Origin of the sequence: Isoptericola sp. NPDC056578 (assembly GCF_042793275.1) — a bacterium.
In the GTDB taxonomy this organism is placed as follows: Bacteria; Actinomycetota; Actinomycetes; order Actinomycetales; family Cellulomonadaceae; genus Isoptericola.
In genome coordinates this window covers 1-2,597 of the sequence record NZ_JBHTVC010000115.1, presented here as the reverse complement: position 1 = coordinate 2,597, position 2,597 = coordinate 1, and the positions used below count along the sequence as shown (strand labels likewise).

Annotated in this window: 3 protein-coding genes; all 3 read right to left on the bottom strand. The window is 75.3% G+C overall.

What is annotated here, in order from left to right:
- Positions 1 to 34 precede the first annotated feature (34 nt).
- Entirely contained in the window at positions 35 to 511 is a 477-nt protein-coding gene (locus tag ACFQ80_RS22530) for a tetratricopeptide repeat protein (RefSeq protein WP_430549923.1), read from the bottom strand.
- On the bottom strand, positions 508 to 1,281 hold the full coding sequence (gene dapB / locus ACFQ80_RS22525; protein WP_430549922.1) for a 4-hydroxy-tetrahydrodipicolinate reductase: 774 nt from the start codon (positions 1,279 to 1,281) through the stop codon (positions 508 to 510). Before dapB ends, ACFQ80_RS22530 begins: the two co-directional genes overlap by 4 nt.
- A 74-nt stretch (positions 1,282 to 1,355) precedes the next feature.
- The coding region (locus ACFQ80_RS22520) for a M16 family metallopeptidase (protein ID WP_430565201.1) at positions 1,356 to 2,597 on the bottom strand (1,242 nt) is incomplete at its 5' end.

The window sequence follows — 2,597 nt, the reverse complement described above, 5'->3', positions numbered from 1 at the left end:
CCGCCCGCCCCGGGGGGACGGCCCGGCGGGCGGGTCAGGACGTCGCGTCCGGCCTGAACATCGACGACGCCTTGCGCAGCATCTCGCGAGCGCGGCGACGGTCGCCGGCCGCGTCGTAGGCGAACGCCAGGTGGTACCAGACCTTCCAGTCGTCCGGGTCGCGCTCCACCGCAGCGCGCCGCTCCTCGAACGCGGCGTCGGCGGCCGTGCGGTCCACCCGGCCGCCGGGCGAGCGCGGCAGGTCGTCGACCGGCAGCTCGCCCGCGGCCGCGAGCAGGTCGGCCATGTGCTGCACCCGCGTCGCGAGACGGTACTCGCGCGCGATGAGCACGATGACGAGCAGCGGGATCACCAGCACGGCCAGGCCGATGGCGATCAGCACCGGCTCGCCGGTCCCGATCATCGAGACGCCGCGCCCGGCGATCTGCCAGACGTACAGCGCGAGCAGCGCGGTGACGGCGACCGCCCCCGCGAGCCCCCGCGGCAGGCGCCGGCGCGGCGCGTCGCTCACGACAGGTCCAGCACGTTCTCGAGGCCCACGGTCAGCCCGGGCCGGGAGACGACCTCGCGCACCGCCAGGAGCACGCCGGGCATGAACGACACCCGGTCGAACGAGTCCTGCCGGATCACCAGCTGCTCGCCGACGTTCCCGAACAGGATCTCCTCGTGCGCGACGAGCCCGCGCAGCCGGACGGCGTGCACGCGCACGCCGTCAACGTCGGCGCCGCGCGCCTCGAGGCCCGTCTCGGTGGCGTCCGGCATCGCGGCCAGGCCCGCCTCCCGACGCGCCCGCGCGATCGCGGCGGCGGTGTGCCGCGCCGTGCCCGACGGGGCGTCCACCTTGTCGGGGTGGTGCAGCTCGACCACCTCGGCCGACTCGAAGTACCGCGCCGCCTTCGCGGCGAACGTCATCGCGAGCACGGCGGACAGCCCGAAGTTCGGCGCGATGAGCACACCGAGCCCGTCCTGTCCGTCCCGCGTCGCGTTGACGCGCTCCAGGTGCTCCGTGACGCGGCCGCGCGAGGCGTCGTCCCACCCGGTCGTCCCGACGACGGCGTGGGCGCCGGCGTCGAGCACCGCGTGCACGTTGGCCTCCGTGGCGGCCGGCACGGTGAAGTCGATCGCGACGTCGGCGCCCGCCAGGGCGTCGGCGTCCACCGCGTCGCCCGCGTCGAGGCGCGCGACCAGCTCGAGGTCCGCCGCCTCCTCGACCGCCCGGCACACGGTGGCGCCCATGCGCCCCGCCGCGCCGAGCACGGCCACCCTGAGGGTCCTGCTCATGAGTCTGGTCTCCATTCGATGAGGTCGGCGGCCGGCACCCGGCCGCCGCACGGCACTCGGTCGCGGGACGGCGGTCAGTCGCCGAAGGGTCCCACGCGGACGACGGACCGCGGCCGCGCGGCCAGGTCGGCGGCGAGCTCGCGGACGTCGTCGACGGTCACGGCGCGGACCCGCTCGAGGGACTCCTCCAGGGTCAGCAGCTCGCCGTACACCAGCTCCGCCTTGCCCAGCCGGCTCATGCGCGACCCGGAGTCCTCCAGGCCCAGCACGAGCCCGCCGGAGAGCTGGCCGATGCTGCGCGCCAGCTCGGCGTCGGTGATGGGCTCGGTCGCCATGCGCTCCAGCTCGGCGACCAGCAGCTCGGTGACCTGGTCGACCTTCGCGGGCGAGCAGCCCGCGTACAGGCCGAACGTGCCGAGCCCGCCGTGACCGGAGGCGAACGAGTACGTGGTGTACGCCAGGCCGCGACGCTCGCGCACCTCCTGGAAGAGGCGCGACGACATGCCACCGCCCAGGACGGCGTTGAGCACGGACAGCGTGAAGCGGCGGTCGTCGGTGGCCGCGAGGCCCGTGGACCCCACGATGACGTTCGCCTGCTCCACCTGGCGCCGCACCGTGAGCTCGACGCCCTCGGTGGGGACGCCGACGGGGTCCGTGGCCGTCGGCCGGCGGTCGCGCGGGGCCGCCCCGGCGGCCAGGTCCCAGCCGCCGGTGCTCAGCGCGTCGGCCACCTGCCCGACGAGGGCGTCGTGGTCGACGCCGCCCGCGGCGGAGACCACCAGGGTCTCGGGCCGGTAGTGCCAGCGGTAGTGCTCCCAGACGGCGTCGCGCGGCACGGCACGGATCGTGTCCGGGGTGCCGCCGATCGGCCGGCCGAGCGGGTGCGTGCCGAGCACGGCGGCGGAGAACTCCTCGTGCACGACGTCGCCCGGGTCGTCGTCGTTCATCGCGAGCTCTTCGAGGATCACGCCGCGCTCGGTCTCGAGCTCGCCCTCGTCGAGGCGCGCCGAGGTGACCATGTCGGCGATGACGTCGACCGCCATCGGCAGGTCGGCGTCGAGCACGCGGGCGTAGTAGCAGGTGTGCTCCTTGCCCGTGGCCGCGTTGGCCTCGCCGCCGACGGCGTCGAAGGCCTCGGCGATGTCCATCGCGGAGCGCCGGGGCGTGCCCTTGAACAGCAGGTGCTCGAGGAAGTGCGTGGAGCCGAAGTGGCCGTCGGTCTCGTCGCGGGAGCCGACGCCGACCCAGGCGCCCACCGTGGCCGAGCGCAGGCCCGGCATCGACTCGGTGAGCACACGAACACCGCCGGGCAGGAC

Excerpts from the sequence above, each read along its gene's own strand:
- dapB (WP_430549922.1), bottom strand. The coding sequence starts at position 1,281 with ATGAGCAGGACCCTCAGGGTGGCCGTGCTCGGCGCGGCGGGGCGCATG.